The organism is Embleya sp. NPDC050154, assembly GCF_044460165.1.
In the GTDB taxonomy this organism is placed as follows: domain Bacteria; phylum Actinomycetota; class Actinomycetes; order Streptomycetales; family Streptomycetaceae; genus Embleya.
This window is the reverse complement of sequence record NZ_JBITJP010000013.1, coordinates 283,083-298,917: the sequence shown is the minus strand read 5'-3', so window position 1 is coordinate 298,917 and position 15,835 is coordinate 283,083. Positions and strand designations below refer to the sequence as shown.

Sequence of the window (15,835 nt, the reverse complement as noted above, 5' to 3'; positions counted from 1 at the left end):
TTCGGGGTTCAGAGCGGACGGCTCATCAATCCTCGTGCGCGTGCACGGTGTTGGTCTCCTGGATCTTCTTCCAGGACTTCGGCTCCGGCAGTACGTCCGCCGTGACACTCGACTTCGCCGGGCTCGGCGCCGCCGCCGCACCGGCCGAGCCCGCCGCGGGCTTCGCCGGCGTGAACAGCCAGGTGTTCAACAGCTCGCCCAGCGGCTTGCCGGAGATCCGCTCCGCGTACGCCTGGAACTGCTGGATGGTGGCGTTGCCGTACTTGCGCTCGGTCGGCCACCCCTTGAGGATCCGGAAGAACTTCTCGTCACCGACGGCGTTGCGCAGCGCCTGCACCGCCACCGCGCCCCGGTCGTAGACCGCGATGTCGAACTGATGGTCCGCACCCGGGTCACCGGGCTTGACGGTCCAGAACGCGTGGTTGGCCGGGTAGAGGTTGTAGACGTAGTCGGCCAACTCCTGGGCCGTACCCTCGTTCTCGTGCTCGGACCACAACCACTGCGAATACCGGGCGAAGCCCTCGTTGAGCCAGATGTCGCTCCAGCGCTGCACGGACACGCTGTCCCCGTACCACTGGTGGGCCAACTCGTGCACCACGACGGAGGTGTTGGCGCCCCGGGCGAACTGCGCGGGGCTGTAGAAGATCTGCCCCTGGGTCTCCAGCGCGTACCCGGTGGGCACGTTGGGCACGTAGCCGCCGACCGTGCCGAACGGGTACGCGCCGAAGTAGCCGCTCAGCCAGTCGACCAACTCACCGGTGCGCTCGACACTGGCCTGTGCCGCACCGGCGTTGTCGCCGAGGTCCTTGCTGTACGCGGTGATCACGGGCAGGCCGCCCGGGGTGGAATCGGTGCGGATGTCGAACCTGCCGATCGCCAGCGTGGCCAGGTAGGTGGCCTGCGGCTTGTTCTGCCGGTAGTTGTAGCGGGTCCAGCCGGCCCGCGAGCTCTGGGTCGAGGTGCCGTTGCTGACCACCTGGGTGCCGTCGGGCACCAGTACGGAGACGTCGAAGGTGGCCTTGTCGGTCGGGTGGTCGTTGCTCGGGTACCACCAGGCCGCGCTCTCCGGCTCGTTGGCGGCGACGCCGCCGTCGGGAGTGCGCAGCCACGCCGACTGGCCTCCGCGCTCGACCTCACCGGGCTTGTCGGCGTAGCGGACGACGACGGTGATCGGGCTGCCCTTGGTGATCACCCGGGCGGGGGTGACCTCCAGTTCATGCTCACCGGTGCCTGCGAACTTGGCGACGCGGCCGTTGACCAGCACCTCCTTCACCTTGAGCACGAAGTCGAGGTTGAAGCGGGTGAGGTCCTGGGTGGCGGTGGCCAGGATGGTGGTGGTGCCCTCTAACTCGTCGGTGGCGGGCTGGTACTTGAGCCGGATGTCGTAGTGCGAGACGTCATAGCCGCCGTTGCCGGCGTACGGGTAATAGGGGTCGCCGATGCCCGCCGCTCCCGCGCCGACGTTGGCGGCGGAGGCGGGGACGGACAGGAGCATGGCGAGCGCGCCGGCGGCGGCAGAGACGATCAGCCTCTTGCGCACAGTGGTCCTCCACAGGGTCACTGGGAAAACGGGTCGGATCGATCCTTGTCCCTACGGGCCCTGTCCCACGCCCGAACGAACGGATGTTCGCGAGACGAAAGCGAGCCGAAATGAGGGCGCTGCGATCTCGTTGCGACACCGCCCCGGCCGATGGCTCCTCGGGGCCCATCGCCAACGGCGTTGATCCCGGCGCCGGCGCCGGGATCGGCGAGCCGTGCTCTGGCCGCGGGCCGTCGTATTTCTCGACGTGCAGATGCCCGAGTAGCTCGGTCGGCGCGCGCCGGGTGTGCGCCGGGTGTGCGCCGAAAGCTCCCCGATCCGGCAGGCATGGGGCGGTCATCTCGCGCTCGAACTCGACGCTCTGCCCGTTCGTAACAGCGTGCCCTGCTCCTGCGCCGGGTGGAAGGTTCCGTCGTCGTTGGCGGCCTGCGACCAGGGGACGTTCGCCACGGCGGCGATGTGGCCGGACACCCGCGCCTGCCATCGCCCGCACACGGCTGACCGTGCCCCTCCCGCCGTGGCCGGCGGACCACGTCCCACGACACGGCTGATCGTCCCGGCAGTTTGGGCGGGCCTTGCGGACGGCGTCGCGCAGGGCGTTGGCGACCGGTTCGGTGCGCAGGTGGTCGGCGGTCGCCCAGCCGACGACTTCGCGGGTGGCGATGTCAATCACAGTCGCGAGGAACAGCCGACCCTGCTCGACGGCGCGGCGCCGGGGCCACGCTGCGGCGGCGGAAGTGGGCGGCTCGGGAGACCTTCAGCAGTTCACCGACACGTTGGACGCTGTGACCTGCACTTTTCTCCGTCTCGATGAGCGGGTGCACCGGCACCGGGTCTCTCTCACGATGAAGGTCGTGGCCCGCTTCAGGACCTCCATCTCCTGGCGCACCCGGGTGTGCTCCCGCCGCAGCCGGGCGAGTTCCTCAATCCGCCGCCGCCGGGCATGACCGGCGAAACCCGCTTGACCCTCGGCGCGGACCGTTCGAGGGTTCACGCATGACGACTACGCTCCGTCTGGAGAAGATCACCCCTGCCAACTTCGACGACGCCGTCGCCCTGCGGGTACGCCCGGACCAGGCGCATCTGGTCGCCCCGGTGGTGAAGTCGCTCGCCCAGGCGTATGTGCATCCGGATACGGCCTGGCCTCGTCTGATCCTCGACGGGGACCGGCCCGTCGGGTTCCTCATGGCGTTCTTCGACATCGATATGGCGTTCTTCGACGACGACCCGACCGAAGCCGGGGCGGCTCGGGACGAGGACGGGGGCGGGAAGGTCGCCGACCTGCGTTCGGGGCTGTGGCGCCTGAACATCGCGGCCGGGGAACAACGCCGCGGATATGGCCGGTTCGCGGTCGCGTCCGTGGCCGACGAGATCCGGCGCCGCGGCGGTACCCGCCTGACGACCAGCTGGCACCCCGGCGACGACGGACCGGAGGGCTTCTACCTGAGGTTGGGCTTCCGACCGACGGGAGAGAACAGCGGAGACGAACGGATAGGCGAACTCGACCTGTCCTGACTCCCACCCTTCACCGGGACTCGAACCCCCACCCGGCAGGGGTTCGAAACCTCGACTCCCGCGCCTCGGATGCCGATCCTCGCCGAGGTTCGGAACCCCGATCTCGCGGATGGGTCGCGGCGACTCGGCGACTACGAGGCCGACACGAAGCGGCCCTGTTACGGACGAGGCCGTCCATCCCTTGGCGAAGACGGCCCGACGAGGTGAATCCGCCGGACGACCCCGGTGCCGGCGACACCGACACCGACACGCAGCGGCCTCCACACGAACGGGGCCGCTCCCCTCGTCGAAACGGCCTCGACGTCGTGAGCCGTACGGCAACGTGCCCGGGGCGCGTGGGGCGTGGAAGCCCGTCGCCCGGGAACGTCGCCGACGACAACGCCGCAGCCCGACACGACCACCTCACCCCTGGCAGTGGATGACCGGCGAGAGCGAGGCCCACGAGCCGGCTCGCACGCCGACAAGGGCCCGTTACTACTCCCCGAGCCTGGCCCCGGACGCGAAGGGGTCGGCGGCACCGGGCAGCCGGGCGCATGGCCGCCGACAGGGCCCGCGCAGCCCGCAAGGGCGGGGTCCTCGACGCGGTGGTGGTGCCCGTTCCCCCGGAGGCGGCGCTTCTTCGCTCGGTGTGCTCCCCGGAGTCTGCGGGCGGGGTTGGCCGCGAAATCCGTGCTCGGCAGGGCGGTGTGTTCGGCCGTGGGTTCACGGGAAATCGGTGATGTCGGCCTTGTGGTCCGGGTGTTCGGTGGTGTCGATGTCCGGCGGTCGGGACCGGTTGGTCTTTTGGTGTGAGCCGCTGCAAAGCGTTTGAAGTCGGGCATCTATCATGATCGTCCGTTTCCGGTTCCCCGGAACGTCGAGCCGGGGAAGGCGGCGATTACGCACGGCGTCATCGGCCCCAACCGCTCGGACATCCGAGTCGGTACAGGGCGGTGGAGCGTGGTGGGTCGGCAGCCGGAAGCAAGAGCCACACCTCCCGAGGTGGACAGCGAGAGGCTTTCGCTGGTGCTTCGCGACACCTATGCCAAGCCGGGTACGTCGACGTGGAGAGGCAACGGCAAGGCGTCGGCGGCCCTCGCCCACGAACTCGGCACGGGGGAACGCACCGGAAACGACCGCTTCCACGCGGTCGACGTCGCCGACCTCCTCGGCCGGTATCACAAGTTGCTGCGCCACGACCGTACGCTCACCGAACGCGACCGTCGGGTCACCGTCACCGAGTCCACCGAGTTGTGGAGCGCGCTGCAGGCGCCCGACGAAGCCGGCGCGATCACCCGGTGGTTGCTCGGGAATCCCGCACGAGTGCGTACCGTCCTGGACGTCGCCGACCGGGTCCGGCGCGACCCCGACCTGGCTCCGGCCACCGGATCCCGGTTCGAGACGTCCCCGTACGGCAGACGCACCCTGATCGCCGCCGCACCGCTGCGGGGGCTGCTCCGAGACCTGGGGGCCGCGAGGAAAGGTCGCGGCGCGGCGCCACCGGCCACTGCCGGTCTCGATCCCACCCGGATCACGGCCGCCGGCCTGCCGACGTCGAGTCGCCCCGCCGTCGAACCCGGCGACGGTCGCCGGGGCCCGGCTGCGGCCCCGACGGAACCACACCGGAGGCGAGAGCGCCCCGGGCCGGAACCCGGCTCCTGACCCGAACCCGGCTTCCGACCCGAACCGGCGATCGAAACCCACCGGACACGGGAACGCACAGGGATCCGGCCCCGGCTCCCGAGCCGACCCGATGAGCCGACCAAACCCGACCCGACGATCGGAACCGAACCGGAGACGGAAGCACCCTGGGTCCGACTCCGGCTCCCGACTCGGGGATCGGACCCGCACCGGAAGCGGGAACGCCGCGGACCCAACCGGCATCGGATCCAATCCGCGATCGGAACCGCGCTGGGCAGGAACACCCGGACCCGAACCCGAACCGACTCCCGAACCGACTCCCGAGCCGAACCCGGCTCCACCGTCCCACGAGCACCACGAGCGCGAGGCCGCAGGATGACACGACCCCGATACGACACCGGACGAACCCGGCCCGCATCCGGTCGGCTGTTCAACCGGCTCTGGCGCGCGTGCCCCGCGGCGCGGCCCCACCTGGACCGACTGGCACACGAGGCCGGGCTCGACGCCACGGCGGCGGAGCGTGCGATCCCCGGTTCGGTCGCGCGTGCGCTCAACCCGTACAGCGTGTTGTCGGAGGCGTTCTTCTGGCCCGTCCTGGCTCCGGCCGCCCGCACCGGTGACGTCGGGCGACTACCCGCGCTCGCCGCGATCGTGGAAGCACTGCTCGCGTCCTCGGACGAGGACGTCCGGGACGCGACCCACATCCGCGTCCTCACCCCGCTCTCGCAGGACCCCGAACTGTGGCCCCGTTTCCACCCGTTCGCCGGCCCACGCCTCCTCGCCGCCGTCCACACCGCGGAACCGAACCCACACCGCGCCGAACCCGAGTGAGCCGGAACCAGGCACCCGTAAGGGGGCATCCGCCGGCGAGCCGCGCGACCGTGCCCCCGGCCGGTTCCGCGGCCGAGCGAGCGTCGAGATCCGCCTTCCAGCCGCCGGCGGGGCCGGCCGCCGCGTTCGTCGTCACTGCCGGACGCCGAGGTGATCCACCGCGGTTCGCGGACGACACGGCCGCGATCCGGACCTCGCGCGCGATCGGCCGAACGCGTGGCGGGCCGAGGGCGGTTCCGGCCGATCGGTCCACCTCTCGAAGGCGATCCGCGTACACCCGTGCAGGCGCAGCATCCGTGCGGTCGGCCTGCTGGTCGGTGGGCCCGGTGGCCGCGCGGATCCTGCCTCGGCGGGTCATGTCCCGTGGAGTGGTGTAGCCGGGTCGAGTTGGTCGATGTCCTGGGGGTAGACCTTGTCCATGCTGCCTTCGGGGAGGTAGCGGCGGGGGAAGGCGATCCATCCGTCGTGCATCTCGACGAGGACGCGACCGCCCGCCTCGGGGATGCCGGTCGCGATGACCGCGGCCTGGGGGACGATCCGGCGCTGGACGCGGGCGTGCAGTAGGTCGCGTCCAGATCGATGTAGGGAAAGCGGATGTGATCCAGTGCCGCGTGCGGAACACCGTTGGTTAGGTGTCGAGGTTGCCGCAGATGCGGGACACTCGACTCGAGATCCCGGTGTCCCCACCAAGTGCTTTGACCAGGTCGTCCACGCTGCGGGTGGAGACACCGTGGACGTATGCCTCCATGATGACCGCGTAGAGGGCCTGGTCGCTGCGGCGCCGGCGTTCCGGCAGCGAGGGGGAGAAGCTGCCGGTGTCGACCTTGGGGATCGCCGGGTCCAGGTCCCCGGCCTGCGTGGTCGACACCCTCTCCCGGTGCCCGTTACGCCGGGTCGCCCGGGTCTCGGCGTGCTCGCCGGGCTCGCCGGGCTCCGCACCGATGTGGGCGGCGGCCTCGGCTTCGTTGAGTTCCTGCAGGATCCGCTGGGCCGGGACCGCACCGACTCGATTCCGTCCGCCGTACGCGGTGACTCCCATCAACCGGAGTAGGTCACGCCGAGACGAGGCCATCGCGTCACCTCTCAACGAGCGTCACTACTCACAGAGTTGCGCGATGGCCGCCCCATGACCAGGGGCTATACCGAGATCACCGGGTACACCACTCGGCAGGACACCATCCGGTGGTTCGTAGGTCGTCCGGGCCGAGCCGCGCGTCGTCGACGCACCAGCCGGAGCCATGCACGGAGGCCACGGTCGGAGCACCCGGCGCAGCCGGGTCGGCGAGCTGCGAGTGGGGCAGCTGCGGGTGGGCGAAACCGTCCGGCACTTCCGCCCGAACGGCTGCCCGGCCCGGACCGGCTCAGCTCTTCCGTTCACCCAGGACACAGAATTCGTTGCCCTCCGGGTCGAGGAGAGTCACCCAGTGCTGCTCGTCCTGCACGGTGTCGGCGCGCCGGGCACCGAGGGAGAGCAGCCGGGCGACCTCGGCCGCCTGGTCGTCGGGGCGGAAGTCGGGGTGGAGCCGGTTCTTCGACGTCTTGCCCTCGGGGACGGGCACGAAGAGCAGCCCCGGCATCCGGTCCGGCTCGGGCCGGATCTCGATGATCTCCTCGGATTCGTCGACCACTACCCAGCCGAGAGCCTCGGCCCACCAGCGCCCGAGGGCGATGGGATCGGAAGAGTCTACGATGATCTGTTCCCATTCGAGTGCCATGGGCGTGAGCATAAACAGGGTCGGCCGGCTGCCGGGGCTGGGGGTAAGTACCGTCGACCGCCGGTCCGGTGCGCGGGTCGTATCCCGCAGAGCGGTGTGGGGAGCTGGGAGGTGGGGGCCAACATCGGTGCCCCACCTGCGAGTTCACTCGGCGAGGTGGTGCAGAACCGAGCGCATCGCACCCTGCATGGCGGCGCGTGCCTCCTCCGTGTGGTCGATCGTGTCGAAGCCGTGGTGACCGAGCGGTACGTCGATCACCTCGATGTCGGCTCCCGCCGCCTCCGCCGCCGACAGGAACCGCGCCACGGTCGCGGCGATCGCCTCGTGCTCCAACTCCACGCGGGTGAGCACGATCGGCAGCCGACCCGCCGCACCCACCGCGTCCGCCGGACGGAACCGCGAGTCCCCCAACCCCCAGTTCGGCAGCGGCGCCAACACCGGGTAACTCGCCGCCAGGCAGCGCAACCACTCGGGCGGAGCCGCGAGCCAGTCCGTCGTCAGCAGGCCGCCACCCGAGAAGAACCACAGGGCGACGCGCTCGCCGTCGACGCGCGGATGCGCGCGTACCCGCTCGACCGCCGCCACGACGTCGGCGGCGGCCCGCTCGAAGTCCTCGAGACCGTGCAGCCGGTGATCCACCGTCACACCGACCGCCCCCAGACTCGCCGCGAGTCGGGCGTGGCCCACCAGACCCGGCCAGTCGCGCGGCGTCGGCCGCGCGTCCGCGGGCACCGGGCCGCCGTGCAGGAACACGACCGCGGGACGCGGGGAATCGTCGGCCGGCAAATGCAGATCGACGGCACCGATCCGCTCGCGCGGGCACGGCGGAACGTCGAGCAGGAACGGCCGCCGATGCGCCGGTTCCTCGCGCGTCGCGGTCGCTGCACCCATCACGTGCCCCTCGCCCGAGGCCGCTCCCATGAGCACCGTCGCGAGTTCGTCGGGGGCGGACACCATCGGCCAATGTCCGGTGGTCAGTTCGCAGAGCGTCACGCGGCGTTCGACGAGAGCGCCGAGACGGGCGTCACCGAGACTCGCGAGCGATTCGAGCAGGGCGATGTCCGTACCGCTGGAGGTGCACAACACGCCGGTTGCCGGGAGTTCGTCGACCGCGCCGGAGAGCACGAGGGGTTGTCCGAACGTCCCCTCCGGATGCGGCGCCGCCGACCGGGTCATCGCCGCCAACGCCTCCGGCGCGAGACCGTCCGTACTGCCCCACAGATGCCACTCGTCGGGCGACGGTGCGGGCAACCGCGTGTCGACCTCTCCGGGAGCCCGCTCCTTGTGCCGCTCCGACAGCCCGTCGCGGACGCCCTGGAGCGGCACGAGCGCGAGAGCCGCATCGCCGTTGCTCGGCATGCCCGCGTCCAGGTACACCACCCGCGCGATCCGCTCCGGCCGTCGATCGGCCGCGCCCAGCACCGGATGGATGCCGTAGTCGTGCCCCACGAGAACCACCTCGCGCGCGTCGGCGTGCTCGATCACCTGCAGCACGTCCTCGATATGCGTCTCCAGATCCGTGCCCGGACCCGCGAGGTGGCGGCGGTCGCCGAGACCGGTCAGCGTCACGGCGTGCACCTCCGCCCCCTCCCGCCGCAGCCGGGCGGCCGTCCGCCGCCATATCCAGCCGCCCGTGAAAGGACCCGACACCAGGACGAATGCCGTCATGACCTTCTCCTTCCGTACCGTCGCAACGCTGCGTCGCCGCGCTGCCGCGCCCCCGGCCAGATCGGCCGTCCGCGCTCGTGGGTACGGTAGGAACTCCCCTTGAGGGAGGTTCAAGTGTTGTCTCCGCCACGGCCCCGGATCACGCCGTCGCCACCGTCCGCGCGCTCGCCATTGCCCTTGCCCCTGCCCTCGTCTTCGTCTTCGTCTTCGTCTTCGTCGGCCGATGGTCTGCGCAGCATCGGGGAACTCGCGGAACAGGCCGGCGTCACCGTCAAGACCGTGCGCTACTACTCCGACCAAGGCCTGCTGCCCGAGGCATGCCGCAGCGCCGGCGGTCATCGCCGCTACGCGCCCCAGGCATCCGAACGCCTCCGCCTCATCCGTTCGCTCCGCGGCCTGGACCTCCCCCTCCCCGCGATCCGTCGCATCCTCGACCGCGACGGCGCGCCCGGCAGCGTCGACCAGGACGCCCTCGACGACGCCGTAGCCCGTCACCTGCGCGAACTCGGCTCGCAGATGTCCGCGCTCCGCTGGCGCGAGGCCGCCCTCCTGCTGCTCCGCGATGCCGCACCCGACGAGCGCGCGGATCGGCTCCGCCTCGTCGGTGCCATCGCCACGCCACCCGACACCACCGCGATGGCCCGCTTCTGGCGCCGCTGGCTCCCCGCGCGGCTCCCGGCCCGCGTCACGGCGATGATCATCGACCACGCGGTGCCGCAACCCCCCGACGACCCGACGCCGGAACAGGTCCTGGCGTTCGCCCGACTGCACGCGTTCGTCACCGGCAACTGCCCCGGGGACAACCTCGACGAGTGCCAACCCGCCGTGCACCGGCCCGAGGAGGGCTACCGGCCCGCCGTGCTCTACGACGGCCTTGTCGACGCGTACGCGCTGGCATCGACACAACTGCGGGCGCGGCGGACACCGGAGCCGGGAGAGGCCCTGGACTGCTTCGTCGACGCTTACGCCACGTCACGCCGCACCGGCGACACGGCGCCCTTCCGCCGCGCCCTGCACGGCCAACTCGCCTCGGACCCGCGCGTCGACCACTACTGGCAGCAGGTGGCCGCAATCCGTACGCCCGGCTCCGGCGCGTCGGAACCCACGCCCAGTGCCGCACACGACTGGCTCACCGAGGCCCTCGCCGCCGACATCGGCCTCTCGGCAGCCTGAGGCCCACGCGGGAGCGGGCCGGGCGGCAGGGCCAGGCCGGGAAAATCCCGCGCCTGGGGTGCCGAGTTGGGCCGTGTGGGGCAGCCGGGCAGTGGGGCCGGCCGCATGCCGACGACCTACGCCTTCGGGAGGGGTTCCGTGATGGCCGGCCCCGGGCGAGGACGCGCGCCCCGCACTCCCCCTGGCGCCGTCCGGCGTCGACGAGGTCATACGCCGCAAGGGACGTCGCCCCATGAACACGACCGTCCACAGCCGCGTCGAGGCCGCGCGCACTCCGACTCGACCCCGGAGGCGGAACCGACGGACGTCGGGTTCGAGTCGCAACCGACGTCGGGTTGTGCGCCGCGGCCGTTACGCGGCCCGCACCGTCCCCGTCCGACGACAACGGGCGACTGTTCAACCACCGGTCGGCCTCGTCCGTCGATCGCCGGTCCGGGTTTCGGCTGTTTCACGCGAGCGGCGGCGTCTTGAGGGCCCATGACCACCGCGTGGGGCGGACGGACTTGTGGCGCCCGGATCACGTGATGTTATGGGCAAATGTGATTACCCCGGGCACCGTGCCACCGGCTACTTTGGTGCCGCCCGATCGGAGCTGTACGGGAACGTCCCGCCCGACGGTGGTCGGTTCGGACTCCGCGGCGGCGCTCGTCTCCCGGTTTCATGCCACTTCCGCCCCCGTCGAGGAGACGCATGTCCCGCCGCGCCCGTCCACGTCCTCGCTCGTTACCCATGGCACTGGCAACCGCCGTGGTCACCACGCTCGTCGCGCTCGTCGCGCTGGGCCCGGCCGGACCCGCCGGTGCGGCCGGCTCGCCGCCGTCCGACGCCGTTCCCTCGCCCACCGCGCCGCATCGGGGAGTCGTCGCGCAGCCCGGATCCGACGCGCCGACTCCCGGGCGGGACGCGGCCGTTCGGGCCTTCGTCGAGCAACGCGCCGAGCTGCGCGCGGCGCTCGCCGGCGACTCCGCGGACACGCCGGACCACGCCGCGAAGGGCGGTGCGGGCGCGAGCCTCGCACCGACGCACAACTTCTGGGGTGTCTTCCCACAGCCGGGCACGCACGACGGGATCACCGCCACGCACAGCGTGGATCCCTCGTACAAGGTCACCAACTCGCAGAACTTCACCTACGCCCCGACCACGAAGGCGCAGAACTCGTGCATGGAGGTGGTCACCGCCTACTGGAGCCAGGGAGCCGAGATATGGGCGTGGGACTGGTGCGGCACGAGCGGCCCCGCCAAGACCCTGAAGGTGAATGCCGACTTCCTGGCGAAGTACACCACCACCACCGGTGGAATCACGTCCTACAGCGTGCAGTTGACCAAGGACGCCACCTCGGGCAACGCATGGTCGTCGTATCTGTACAACCACCGCACCCAGGCCTGGGAACTGCTGTTCCGCTCCTCCGGCACCGACCAGAGCCGGCTCGCCTACGGCTGGGACATCTTCGAGATCTACGCCACGGTCAACCCCGCCACCGGCAAGGGCTACTTCTGCACCGAAGCCCGCAGCACAGCATTCGACAGCGCCGACATCAAACTCCGCAGGGCCGGCGCATGGCAACTCGCCACCCCCACCGACTCCCCCTGGACCAGCACCAACCCACGCGGCAGCGACTTCCTGTGCCCGACGCTGACCTTCACCCGCGCCGCAGCCAACCACCACTGGACCGTCCACCCCTGACCATCACAAGTACCGCGCCACGACCGGACTTCGCACGGGCCGGACCACAACGCACGCCGGACCCGCACCCGCACCCGCCGCAAGTCGGCCTTTGCCGCCCCCGCTTCCGCGACCTTCACCACCCGACCGCAACACCTCGCCCGGAGGGCCTCGCAAGGCCCTCCGAGGCGCTGCCGATCCGTCGGCACACCACCGGGCAGCGAGCCGAGTTGTAGTCGATCGCGATGATCAACTGGGCAAGGGCCGGCAGGGCCAGGGTCAATCCGAGACGGCGGCGCGGCGGTGTGGCGGTGCACTCGCCGAGATGATCACCTCGGGCGTCGACCCGCTCGCCCGCTACGCCACCACCACACACTGACCCCTCACCTCGCCCCACACCGCAACCGCGCACCGACCGACCCGGGCCCGGTGTCGCTCGGGCCCGGGTCGGCGGCTCGACCCGGGCGCCGGCGTCTTCGCCCGAAGGCCGGCCGCTACTCGAACCGCGCGGTGTCGCCCGCGCCTCGGCGTACGATCTCGGCCTCGTCGCTGGAGTAGTCGACGACCGTGGTCGGCTGGGTGCCGCAGTCGCCCGAGTCCACCACGGCGTCCACCACGTGGTCGAGCCGCTCCTTGATCTCCCAGCCCTGTGTCAGCGGTTCGTCCTCGCCGGGCAGGAGCAGCGTGCTGGAGAGAATCGGCTCGCCGAGTTCGGCGAGCAGGGCTCGGGTGACGACGTGATCGGGAATGCGGACGCCGACCGTCTTCTTCTTCGGGTGCAACAGTTGCTTCGGTACCTCGGACGTGGCGCGGAGGATGAAGGTGTAGGGACCGGGCGTCGATGCCTTGATGGCACGGAACGCGTCGTTGTCCAGGTGTACGAACCGGCCCAGTTGGGCGAAGCTCTCGCATACCAGGGTGAAGTGGTGCCGGTCGTCGAGGTTGCGGATCGTCCGGATCCGGCTGATGCCGTCACGGTTGCCCAACTGGCATCCCAGTGCGAAACAGGAATCCGTCGGGTACGCGATGAGCGATCCGGCGCGGATCAGGTCGACCACGCTGGTGATGGTGCGCGGCTGGGGGTTATCGGGGTGCACATCGAAATACTTCGCCATCCGCCGACCCTAAGGGGAAGAGCGCCCGCTGCCGGCCAACGGATGCGACTCCGAACCTGATCGCCGGCCCCGGCCCGCGGTGGCGTCGCGGCCGGCGCCGGTGTCAGGTGTGCTCGGTGAGGTGGGCCGGGAGCCGGCCGACGAGGGCGCGGACGGCTCCGGAACGGCTCCGCCGAGGACGATCTCGGTGCAGGTCCGCCGTCGCGATCCGGAGGCAGAGTCGGTGATGGGATGGGGGTGGCGGGAATCGTGGAAACGAAGGTGAGCACGACTATGAGGGGTCGGTGGTTCCCGGCTCCGCTGGGCCAGGTGGTGCCTATCACTGGGGTGATCCTTCCGAACGATCGATGCACGCGACCCGCGGATGTCCGGGAGGTACGCCCGGAGCGCGCGGGCGGCGTGAAATGCCCTTCGCCGTTATCCCGTTCGCGAGGCCCGTTCCGTCCGGTCCGGGTTCCAAGATCTTTCGTACGGTGCTCGAAGGGTGCTCGAACGCCGGCCGATCGGCGCACCGTCCCTCGTTGGGCTCGGCCACCGTTTCACGGTCGGCGGACGGCTCGGGAAGGGGTCGTCGGGGTCGGGTCGAGGTGTGCGCCGGGATGAACAAGAGCGACATCGTCAGGTTCGTCGGTGGGCGTGCGTCTGCGGCCGCCGACCGATTCCGGAACGGTGCGGTGGTGGTGGGGAGTACATCCCTCGCCGGGCGGACGGGTCGCGACTGGGGCCGTGGTCTTGCGGGGTTGTCGGCCGGGATTCGGTCCGCGCAGGTGTGCGGGCGGGTTCTTTGGGGGTTCGCCGGGTCGCCGGGTGTGGCGAGGGCGGGGTTGTGCGGTGACCAGGGCCTGGGTTCGGCGGCGCTTCCGTGTGCGTTGCCGTTGCGGTCAGGAGGTTGTGGGTGTGTCGGCGGCGGTCATCGAGGTGACCGCGTCTGTGACCGTGCTGCGGTAGAGGCCCAGTTTGGGCTTGAGGACGGGGGTGGCGGAGCCGAGGGGGAAGTTGAGGGTGTCCGCGTTGGCCATGTGCTCGGGGTCCGCGAGGACGTTGAGTTCGTCGACGCGGGTGGCGGAGGTGCTCGCACCTTCGGGGTTGAGGTCGATCACCGCGTAGGCCGTTTGGCCGACCGACAGGGGGTACGCCGGCGCGCCACCCAGGCCGCCGGGGATCAGCGGCTTGACGCTCGCGGTGCGATCGGATGACTTCGCGGTGTCCAGGTAGACCAGTGGATAGTGGCTCAGACCGCACGCGGTGGCACCGGTATTGCGGACCTCGATCACCCGTTGACCGGTCGCGCCGGGGCGCGGGGTCACGCGTATCGACAACTTCTGCTTGTCGCACGGGTGGGTGTAGGCGTAGGCGTCGTCCGCTCCACCGCCGGGCTTGTTGTTCGCGCCGGATGTGGCCCCGGCGGGCGCACTCGGACGCGAGGACGCCGAAGTGGACGACGTGGGCGCGGCGGCGGGCTGCCCCGAGGTGAGCGAATCGGGCTGTGCGGCCGGTGCCCCGGTCGGCGGGGACGACACCGAACCACCCGCCGCGGGTGAGGACGCGCCGTCGGACCCACATGCCGCCAGGCTCAGGACGGCACCGGCAACGAGAGCGGTCGACAGGATCAAGGGACGGCGACGCACAGACATGGGGGCTCTTCTCGAACGCGCATGAACAACGGGACGGTTCCAAGGACGGAACCAAGATCCGTTCGAGTTCCGCGCCGCACGTCACAATCGACGGGACAACACACCCACGAAACCGTGACATACGAACCCCTTGAACCCCGCGTGGCGATCCGATATCCGCGATCCGATATCCGGCGATGCGTCGACCGCGGCGCTCGGTGACCGCCGCCTCGATCCGCGGCCTCGATCCGCCGCCTCGCCCCGCGGCCTCGCCCCGGAGGGTGGCGTGCTCGCGGGGCGGTTCCAGGTGCTGTTCCTGTTGGAACGACGTCGAGTCGGAGCTCGGTGGGGCGGCGGTGTTGGAAGCCGTGTGGCGTCCGGCGGTGCGTCCACGCAGGGCACCGCCCCTGGGCCCGCCCGGAGTTCGGTGGCGGGGACGGGTCCAGGGGCGAGAGGAAGGCGCAGCGAGGTTGGGAACGACGAGTCGGTCAGACGCCCGCGATGGACTGGATCCACGAGCGGTACGCGGTCACGTTCGTGTAGGCGGTAGTGGTTTGACGGTCACTGGTGGATGCAACGCCGACCTGGATGCCGTTCGCGTTCATCGGACCGCCCGAGTCGCCGCCCGCGGTGATGCCGTTGCCGTAACGGGCGCAGATCGCCGAGCCGTTGTACGCGTCGCGGCAGCCGCCGGTGACCGTCACATTGGCGACTTTCAGGAACTGCGACTGGCAGTTGATCTCCTGGCCGCACCGGGACGTCGCGCCCCAGCCGTAGACCTGGACGCTCTGACCCACCGTCACCGATCCGGGCTGCCCGAGTCGGGCGTAGGTCGCCGAGACGGAGCGGTCCAGGCGCACCAGGGCCAGGTCCGCCGACGGGCTGGTGTAGGTCTGGGCGCCGTTGGCCACGGTGCCGCCGGAGCTCTGGTCGAGGCTGCCGATCCGGAAGGTCAACTGCCCGCCGCTGACGCAGTGTTTGGCGGTGAGGATCCAGGTGGGCGCGATGATGGTCGAGGTACAGGTCTGCCTGCCGGCGGAGAACAGGCGGGCTGCCCATGGGGCGTTCTGTGCGTATCCGCCACCGATGATCGGCTGGGGACCGTTGGCCGACGGGTTGTCGTTGGAAACGCCGGCTGGGGCGGGGGAAGCAGTGGCGGTGGCGCCGAGGGTGAGCACCATGAGCAATGCGGCCAAGAGGGCGGGGACGATCTTGGTTATTCGCAAAGTTCCTCGTTTCCGACGACACGCGATATCTCGCGTGTGGGGTGCAGGGGGTACCAGGATCCCCAACGCCGGATTCCACGGGTAATAGCAATCTCCCCTCTTGGCGATGTTATGGATCGGCGCGAACTGTGCCGGTTGTGGCGGGAGTTGAGTCGGT

12 protein-coding genes are annotated in these 15,835 nt (G+C 70.6%); 5 read left to right on the top strand and 7 right to left on the bottom strand.

Annotation, left to right across the window (positions count from 1 at the left end; translation table 11 throughout):
- Positions 1–25: 25 nt before the first annotated feature.
- Positions 26–1,540, bottom strand: coding sequence for a M1 family metallopeptidase (locus ACIBSV_RS27175; RefSeq protein WP_395867415.1), 1,515 nt, complete (start codon positions 1,538–1,540; stop codon positions 26–28).
- Between the two features lie 996 nt (positions 1,541–2,536).
- Between ACIBSV_RS27175 and ACIBSV_RS27170 the strand changes: the two genes are divergently transcribed.
- The 3 genes from ACIBSV_RS27170 (at position 2,537) to ACIBSV_RS27160 (ending at position 5,506) form a co-directional block, all read left to right on the top strand.
- Positions 2,537–3,055 carry a GNAT family N-acetyltransferase gene (locus ACIBSV_RS27170; protein WP_395867413.1) on the top strand — a complete coding sequence of 173 codons (519 nt, stop codon included), beginning with the start codon at positions 2,537–2,539 and terminating at the stop codon, positions 3,053–3,055.
- Between the two features lie 981 nt (positions 3,056–4,036).
- Positions 4,037–4,696, top strand: coding sequence for a hypothetical protein (locus ACIBSV_RS27165; protein WP_395867411.1), 660 nt, complete (start codon positions 4,037–4,039; stop codon positions 4,694–4,696).
- Between the two features lie 354 nt (positions 4,697–5,050).
- Positions 5,051–5,506 (top strand): hypothetical protein, encoded by a 456-nt coding sequence (locus ACIBSV_RS27160; RefSeq protein ID WP_395867409.1) that lies wholly within the window; start codon positions 5,051–5,053, stop codon positions 5,504–5,506.
- Between the two features lie 628 nt (positions 5,507–6,134).
- Here ACIBSV_RS27160 and ACIBSV_RS27155 read toward each other — a convergent pair.
- The 3 genes from ACIBSV_RS27155 to ACIBSV_RS27145 all read right to left on the bottom strand — a co-directional run bounded on the left by ACIBSV_RS27155 (position 6,135) and on the right by ACIBSV_RS27145 (position 8,889).
- On the bottom strand, positions 6,135–6,545 hold the full coding sequence (locus ACIBSV_RS27155; protein ID WP_395867407.1) for a transposase: 411 nt from the start codon (positions 6,543–6,545) through the stop codon (positions 6,135–6,137).
- A gap of 322 nt (positions 6,546–6,867) precedes the next feature.
- Entirely contained in the window at positions 6,868–7,221 is a 354-nt protein-coding gene (locus tag ACIBSV_RS27150; RefSeq protein WP_395867405.1) for a VOC family protein, read from the bottom strand.
- Positions 7,222–7,365: 144 nt separating this feature from the next.
- Positions 7,366–8,889 carry an alpha/beta fold hydrolase gene (locus tag ACIBSV_RS27145; protein WP_395867403.1) on the bottom strand — a complete coding sequence of 508 codons (1,524 nt, stop codon included), beginning with the start codon at positions 8,887–8,889 and terminating at the stop codon, positions 7,366–7,368.
- A gap of 177 nt (positions 8,890–9,066) precedes the next feature.
- Here ACIBSV_RS27145 and ACIBSV_RS27140 point away from each other — a divergent pair, with 177 nt between their 5' ends.
- Positions 9,067–10,062 carry a MerR family transcriptional regulator gene (locus ACIBSV_RS27140; protein WP_395867458.1) on the top strand — a complete coding sequence of 332 codons (996 nt, stop codon included), beginning with the start codon at positions 9,067–9,069 and terminating at the stop codon, positions 10,060–10,062.
- Between the two features lie 729 nt (positions 10,063–10,791).
- Positions 10,792–11,745 (top strand): carbohydrate-binding protein, encoded by a 954-nt coding sequence (locus ACIBSV_RS27135; RefSeq protein ID WP_395867401.1) that lies wholly within the window; start codon positions 10,792–10,794, stop codon positions 11,743–11,745.
- A gap of 473 nt (positions 11,746–12,218) precedes the next feature.
- On the opposite strand, the gene ACIBSV_RS27130 is transcribed toward ACIBSV_RS27135, so the two are convergent.
- From ACIBSV_RS27130 to ACIBSV_RS27120, 3 genes are all read right to left on the bottom strand, one after another.
- A complete protein-coding gene (locus ACIBSV_RS27130; RefSeq protein WP_395867400.1) occupies positions 12,219–12,839 on the bottom strand; it encodes an L-threonylcarbamoyladenylate synthase in 621 nt (206 codons plus the stop codon).
- 881 nt (positions 12,840–13,720) lie between these two features.
- Complete coding sequence (locus ACIBSV_RS27125; protein ID WP_395867399.1) at positions 13,721–14,473, bottom strand: DUF4232 domain-containing protein; 753 nt, start codon at positions 14,471–14,473, stop codon at positions 13,721–13,723.
- A 467-nt stretch (positions 14,474–14,940) separates the two neighbouring features.
- Positions 14,941–15,678 carry a S1 family peptidase gene (locus ACIBSV_RS27120; RefSeq protein ID WP_395867397.1) on the bottom strand — a complete coding sequence of 246 codons (738 nt, stop codon included), beginning with the start codon at positions 15,676–15,678 and terminating at the stop codon, positions 14,941–14,943.
- Positions 15,679–15,835: the final 157 nt, after the last annotated feature.